The 6,693-nt window shown below is 64.2% G+C and carries 6 protein-coding genes and 2 pseudogenes; 5 read left to right on the top strand and 3 right to left on the bottom strand.

Annotated features, from left to right (window positions below; genetic code table 11):
• A partial coding sequence (locus ABZV44_RS45415) for an integrase core domain-containing protein (RefSeq protein WP_354851608.1) occupies positions 1-158 on the top strand: 158 nt, incomplete at its 5' end.
• A gap of 144 nt (positions 159-302) precedes the next feature.
• Here ABZV44_RS45415 and ABZV44_RS45420 read toward each other — a convergent pair.
• The 3 genes and pseudogenes from ABZV44_RS45420 to ABZV44_RS45430 all read right to left on the bottom strand — a co-directional run bounded on the left by ABZV44_RS45420 (position 303) and on the right by ABZV44_RS45430 (position 1,689).
• Positions 303-944, bottom strand: coding sequence for an XRE family transcriptional regulator (locus ABZV44_RS45420; protein ID WP_354851594.1), 642 nt, complete (start codon positions 942-944; stop codon positions 303-305).
• 182 nt (positions 945-1,126) lie between these two features.
• Positions 1,127-1,357: pseudogene (locus tag ABZV44_RS45425) on the bottom strand (TetR/AcrR family transcriptional regulator); the annotation flags it as partial.
• 59 nt (positions 1,358-1,416) lie between these two features.
• On the bottom strand, positions 1,417-1,689 hold the full coding sequence (locus tag ABZV44_RS45430) for a helix-turn-helix domain-containing protein (protein ID WP_354851596.1): 273 nt from the start codon (positions 1,687-1,689) through the stop codon (positions 1,417-1,419).
• 191 nt (positions 1,690-1,880) lie between these two features.
• Here ABZV44_RS45430 and ABZV44_RS45435 point away from each other — a divergent pair, with 191 nt between their 5' ends.
• The 4 genes and pseudogenes from ABZV44_RS45435 to ABZV44_RS45450 all read left to right on the top strand — a co-directional run bounded on the left by ABZV44_RS45435 (position 1,881) and on the right by ABZV44_RS45450 (position 6,569).
• Complete coding sequence (locus tag ABZV44_RS45435) at positions 1,881-2,669, top strand: IclR family transcriptional regulator (RefSeq protein ID WP_354851599.1); 789 nt, start codon at positions 1,881-1,883, stop codon at positions 2,667-2,669.
• Between the two features lie 188 nt (positions 2,670-2,857).
• Positions 2,858-4,017, top strand: a pseudogene (locus tag ABZV44_RS45440) (IS3 family transposase).
• 105 nt (positions 4,018-4,122) lie between these two features.
• Entirely contained in the window at positions 4,123-5,439 is a 1,317-nt protein-coding gene (locus ABZV44_RS45445; RefSeq protein WP_354851602.1) for a LuxR C-terminal-related transcriptional regulator, read from the top strand.
• Complete coding sequence (locus ABZV44_RS45450; protein WP_354851605.1) at positions 5,436-6,569, top strand: LuxR C-terminal-related transcriptional regulator; 1,134 nt, start codon at positions 5,436-5,438, stop codon at positions 6,567-6,569. Before ABZV44_RS45445 ends, ABZV44_RS45450 begins: the two co-directional genes overlap by 4 nt.
• The last annotated feature ends 124 nt before the right edge of the window (positions 6,570-6,693 follow it).

The raw sequence follows: 6,693 nt of genomic DNA on the forward strand, positions 1-6,693 counted from the left end.
TACGAGACGAATGCCTCAACATCAACAGCTTCTGGTCGCTGACCCACGCTCGGGTCGTGATCAGCGACTGGAAGGACGAATACAACCACCGCCGAGAACATTCCGCTCTGGGCTACAGCACCCCGGCCGGATACGCTGCAACCTGCATCCACCGATAACCGGCTCTCATGCGCGGTGGACCGAACTCCAGGGTCCCGTCAACGACCCTACGGCCGTCCGAAGCAGGTTCGACGAAATCGCTTATCCCACAGGATCACTCCCTGACGACATCGTTCCTGGCATTCGCGAGCCAGCCCGATCAGCTAGTTTCCGTCGACGACCAGCGATGTCGTACCGCCCCTGGGTTCGTGCACAGTCGGACCGAACTGACGCACTTGCGGATAGGTCGTCACCATATGTGCCACCACGCGATCGGTTAGACACACGTAGCAATGCGGCACATCGCCCGGAAAACGTACGAAATCACCGGCTGCAAGCTCGACAGCGTCGCTCGTCGGACCCGTGCGCAACTTTCCAGTAATGACATACAGGTGATGCAGCGTGCCCGGTGCATGCGGCTTGACGGCGTTCTCCTGCTGCGCATCGCGTTCGAGCCGCAGTACGAGCGTCCGAACGTATCCCGAACCGTAGGTTTCGTCGAGCATGCGTTCGGAGCGGCTCAGCGACTCGAACCATTGTGCTTCGCTCGCCCTCTGCACGTAGACCGGCGTGCCCCACTCGGTCAGCAGTCGACGCACCGAGACATCCAAAGCCGCGCCGAGCAGTGCCAGCGTCTCCACGGTGGGATTGCCGACACCTTGTTCGATCTTGGACAGCGTCTGCTTCGAAAGCCCCGACCGCCGAGCCAGTTCCCCGATCGACATGCCTCTCTCGCGGCGGTATCGGCGGACATTGCGTGCGACCAGTTCGTTCTCGTCCGTCCTGCCGTCACTTTTGATGTGCATATCGTCATTGTTGACGAACAGCCAGCCAGATGCACGCTCAGAATTCCAGCGACGGCACCGCTGCCCACATTCCTGCGACCCTCAGCGCCGGTCCTGGGCGGCCGCCGCGGCTCTGGCCGCCCAGATCTGCGCGAGCGTGAGCGCGGTTCGGCAATCGGATCGCCCGATGACCGCATGCCGTCAAGCAGTAGCGCCAGATAACGGCGCCAATTGCCCGGCCGCATAGCCCCTAAGAATGCTTCGACGGCATGCACCATCGTGAGAGTCAGGAGGATATCAGCCGGAGCAAGGTCCGGGCGGACGGCTCCAGCGACCCGAGCGCGCTCCACCAGATCCTCAACCACCGGAGCGACAGCCCCTTCAAATCGATCGAAGATCCTTGTGCCGTCCGCCGATTCGGTCAGCGAGGCAGCGAGACCCGATTGCCCGCCGTGAGCTCACATGCCCGCGTGAGCAATCCCGACAGACCGGACTACGGATCAGGGTCCCTTACAGCGGTTGCAGCAGCCTCCTCAAGCCTACTGATGTATCCACCGGCGATTTCGGTGATCAACTCGGTTCTATTCCCGAAACGCCTGTACGGTGTGTCATCACCCACTTCAGCCGTAGCGGCGACATCATCCAGTGTGAAGTCGATGCCGCGGCACGCAAGTAGGCGATCGCCCGCCGATAGGATACGAGCGTCATTTCGCGCCGCGTCGGAACGCGTGCGACGGGCAGCGGACGGAGGTTCGGGACAACTCATGGAACAAAGGATCCCATGCCCACTATCGCCGATGCGCGAGGTCAGACGTCCACTCCTGCACAATCGTCACTTTTAATGTACCAGTCGTCACTATTGACGACCCACCTGCACTGTTTGCATCATTGTCACGTATAAGTGCCAATCCGGTGTATCAGACTTGACGCACCGGCCGTGAGCCGGAGGAAGACAGCATGACCACGTCCATTGCCGAACCGGTCCGTGACGACCGCGCCGCCGTCGACAAGGCCATCAGCCTCCTGGTTGCGTTCGGCGACCAGGCTAGCACCGGCGTCGGGGTCAGCGAACTCGCCCGGCGCGCCGACCTGTCGAAGTCGACTGCGTTCCGGGTACTCGGCATGCTCGAACGCAATGGAGTCGTCGAGCGCATCGGCACCGGCTACAGACTCGGCGCCCGGCTGCATCAACTCGGTCAGGCGGTGTATTCGCCCGAACATGAACGCGTACGCGACCTGCTGCTTCCCTTCCTGACCGACCTCTACGAAATGACTCGCCACACAGTGCATCTGGCGGCGCTACACGGCACCGAAGTCGTCTATCTGGCCAAACTGTATGGACACCGCACAATTCCCGCCCCCTCACGGATCGGCGGTCGACTGCCCGCGCACGCCACTGCAGTCGGCAAGGTTCTCCTTGCCTACGATTCCCTCACCGCCGCAAGGGTTCTCACAGAACCACTGCCAAATCTTACAAATCACACCCTCACCAACCCGGATCAACTCGCTGACGAGTTGGCGACAATCCGACGCAGCGGTGTCGCGTACGACAACCAGGAAAGCCGCATCGGATTGGCTTGCCTGGCCGCACCGGTATTCGATTCTCGCGGCCGCACTATCGCCGCCCTATCCGTAGCCGGACCTCACGGAAGACTCGACCACCATCGTCTGGAAGTGACGCTGCGCCAGGTCTGCGCCTCCGCGTCCCGAAGCATCGCCCGAGCCCAACTACCCCGCACTGCATGAGTCCACTGAGCCACCACGCCGGACTCGTTGCGGGATAGCTAGTGTGTCGCGCCTGAAATGCATCCCCTAAGTTGTTAGCCTGTTTCCGTGTTGGGGGCAGCAGGATCGGGTGACAGTGGTGACCTGCCCTACCTCTCAGGTTCCAATTTCGGTGACTAACTGACAGCCTTCACGAGAGGCTGATCGCCATGCCACGTCCCTATCCTGCCGAGTTCCGTGCGCGAGCGATCGCGCTCGTGCGCGCAGGCAAACCGGCTAAACAAACGGCCATCGAACTGGGAATTCATTCGGTCACGCTGTCGAAGTGGTTGCGCCAGGACGACATTGATCACGGACTACGGCCGGGCAGGCCCTCAACCGAGTCGGCCGAGCTATGCGCCGCGCGCCGGCGGAACCGGGAACTGGAGGGCGAGCTGGCGATCGTGCGGCAGGCCGCGAAGTTCCTCGGTGAGGACAAGCCGCGCCCAAAAGGCTCTACCCGGTGATCGACGGTCTCGTCGACGCCGGTGCGCCGGTGGACAGGTGTTGCCGGATCCTCGGAGTTGCCCGGCAGAGCTACTAAGAGCACAAACGCACCCCAGCCACACCCAGACAGTTGCGCCGCCAGTGGCTGACCGGGCTGATCCGCGAGGTCCACGTCGCCTCCTGCGGCACCTACGGCTACCGGCGGATCCACGCCGAACTCACCCTCGCTATGAACGTGCGGGTCTGCTCCCGGACCGTGTCGGTCCTGATGACCCAGGCCGGCATCTACGGACTGCCCGGACCGACCCGGGTCAAACGCCTGCACGGTGTCGCGACCGCCGGCGACCTGGTCAACCGCAAGTTCCACCGGTTGAGGCCAAATGAGTTGTGGGTCACCGATATAACGCAACATCGGACGCGGAAAGGGTGGGTGTTCTGCGCCGCCGTGCTGGACGCGTTCAGCCATCGGATCGTGGGCTGGTCTATCGATTCGAAGCAGGATTCGACCCTCGTGGTCAACGCTCTGGACATGGCGATCCGCAACCGGCGTCCCGAGCCCGGCGTGATCGTGCATGCCGACCACGAAACTCAGTTCACCTCTTGGGTTTTCGGCGATAAGGTCCGCTCCGCGGGTCTGCTTCCGTCCTTCGGGTCCGTCGGTGATGGACTGGACAACGCGATGATGGAGAGTTTCTGGTCCTCGATGCAGATCGAGCTGCTCAACCGCCGGAAATGGAAGACCCGGGTCGAACTGGCCAAGGCGATCTTCGAGTACATCGAGATCTTCCACAACCGCCAGCGCCGCCATTCCGCCCTCGGCTACCGCACCCCGATCGAGTTCGAACTACGCTTCGACAACGACACCATCCACGCTGTCAGTTAGCCACTGCGACTGGAACCCAATTGATGGGCAGGTCAGCTGGCACCTATCCATGCAGCAGTCCCATGTCCTCTATTGGTGCGTCCTAGCGACGGCAGGATCAGTGCCTTGCGTCCGGTCACCACTGCGATCGGTTCAGTTTCGTGGCTGCCTGCACGGGTGGGTTCGCAGGCGCGCAGCGCGGCTTCGCTCAGCCCGCCGTCGTTCTGGCCGATTCCGGTGTGGGACGCGGCTCGTTCTGCCATGATTAAACAATCGTTTGTTGTACTCGTGGAGTTGTCGATGGCTTCGCTTCGCCAGTCTTGGCCGCAGCCAGGCTTGATCGCGTTGTCGGCGACGTTGGGTCGGTTTGCGGTGCTCGACGACCCGCTGACGACTGCGCGGGTATTCGTGGCCGTAGCGGAAGGCGCGCGCAGTGCGGGCATAGTGGGCGATGCCACCTGGCCAGGCGCTTCCGTGGTCGATGCGGTACGTGCGGGTTTGCGTGCCGGCATGGAGAGCCCCTCCGACGGACGCCGGCGCGCCGACTATTTCGCGGCGTTGACGGCAATCACCGAGATCGATGCGCATGTCGAGCGGCAGAGCGTCCTGCAGCGGTTGCTGATGTTGCAGCGAGTGGAGGAGGCACTGGGCCGGCTCGGCGGTGCGGTGACGTCGTCGGAGCTGATCGCGGCGGCTCCGCGCGAGTTCGTTCGAAGCTGTGGTCTCACCGGCGCGGTGATGGCGCGGGTGGAGAAGGGGCGGTGGTACGCGGAATCGGTCTGGTTCCCGGCGGGGCCGGACCGTGACGAGTCTGATGCCCCGCCCGGCGGCGGTTCGTTGCCGCGATCGGGTGACGTGCCGCCGCAGGTGCTCCGTGAGCGAAAGACGGTGCAGGTGCGGGTGCATGGCGGGGGATGGCTCGACGGCGTGGAACTTGTCGCGCCGATCTGTTCCGATGACCGGGTCGCCGGCGTGCTGTTGGCTGCCGGTGCCGACGATTGCTTCGCCCGGACCGGACATGGGCGCACCGTCTGTGATGCGTTTGTCCGAGGGCTGGGTCTGCTCATGGAAAAGGTGGCGACCGATGTGCGGCTGCGTGAGCAGCGTGAGCGGGTCGTTCGTGTGCTCCAGCAGATGGACGACGACCTGTCCGGGGGACTTCCGGAACCAGGACTCGAGCGCTATGGGCGCCGAACGGGTGCTTCGGACGGTCGCCGCGCACCGGTTGTTCGGGCGGTGGTGGCGGGTTCGCTGCCTTTGAGTGCCAGAGAGCGCGATGTGGCCGAGCTGCTCGTTGTGGGGCTGACGAATCGGCAGATCGCCGAGGAGCTGTATATAGGCGTGGAGACGGTCAAATCCCATGTCCAAGCGATCATTCGGAAGTTGCGTGCGTGCGGTCGGGCTGACGCTGTCTCTCGCTACCTGAAGGCTGGTAGGTCGTGAGTGTCGGGTCCGAGTCGACGAGTGCGCCGGGAGATATCGGCGCGGCTGTCGGTGGCATGCGCGAGGATGCTGGGTTGTCGCGCGAGTTCGAAGAGATCACGGGCTGCATCGCGTTCGGTTGCGGTTCCTCGCTGCCCGCACTGGCGGCGGCGATTGACCGCTGGCTGGTCGACCACGATGGTGCGCCTACAGCCGGGGCTGTGGCGGAATTGGGATGGCGGGTTCAGCAGTCAGTAGCGATTCGGGCGCGCAGCGTCGCCGAGTCCGAACACCGGCGCCTGGATGGATGTGAGCGCGGCCTGACGAGGCTCCGGAGCCTGACGACGACAGCGGAGTTGATCGACGGGGTCTGTGACACGCTGTCTCGCTCGTCGGGCTTCGGGCGCGTGATGTTGGCGCGGGTGCAGGACATGCGGTGGTGGCCGTGGAAGGCCAATGCAGGGGTGCTGCGGCAGCGCTGGTCCGCGGAATGGCTGAATGCGTCGATCTCTTTGGATGCTGCCAGCGTGGAACGTCGTCTGCTGCAGTGCGGTAGACCGGAACTCGTCAGCGATACGACTGTTCCCGGGATCGCGGGAATCGTGCGTGCGGCGGGAGTGCATTCCTATGTCGTCGCGCCAATCGTATCCAGTGGTCGGGTGATCGGGTTCCTGCATGCCGACCACGGGGCCGAGGGGCCCTCGTGTGATCTGGTCGATCGCAGCATGATGTGGGTCTTCGCCGAGGAGTTCGCCAGGATCTACGAGCGCAATGTGCTGCTCGAGCAGTTGGGGGCTCGACGGGCCCGCCTCGAGGCCGCGGTCGCGGATCTGGAGCGGGGACTGGACGAAGTGCTCGCTCGTCCGTTGTTCGGCGAGTCCGGCCTCGGATGGCCGGGTCCGGCGGGACCGGGGGTGCGCGGTGGCGCGCACGCGGACGAGCGGGTGGCGCGGCTGACCGCTCGCGAGCGGGAAGTGCTCGAACTCGTGGCCGATGGTGCACGCAACAGCGAGATCGCCGAGTCGCTGGGCATCGCGGCGGTGACGGTCAAAACGCATGTCACGCGGATCCTGGTGAAGCTGGGGGTGGAGAACCGTGCTCAGGCCATCGCGTTTCGCTTGGGGGCCGGGCCGGTGCGAAAGCAGGGGTGAGTCGTGGGGGGGGGGGGGGGGGGGGGGGGGGGGGGGGCGGGGGGGGGCGCGGGGGGGACGGCCACCCCCGCGGTGGGGACGGCACCAAAAAAAAACAAAAATAAAAAGAGAAGGAGAAGACAGC

Origin of the sequence: Nocardia sp. NPDC004860 (assembly GCF_040609015.1) — a bacterium.
Classification (GTDB): Bacteria; Actinomycetota; Actinomycetes; order Mycobacteriales; family Mycobacteriaceae; genus Nocardia.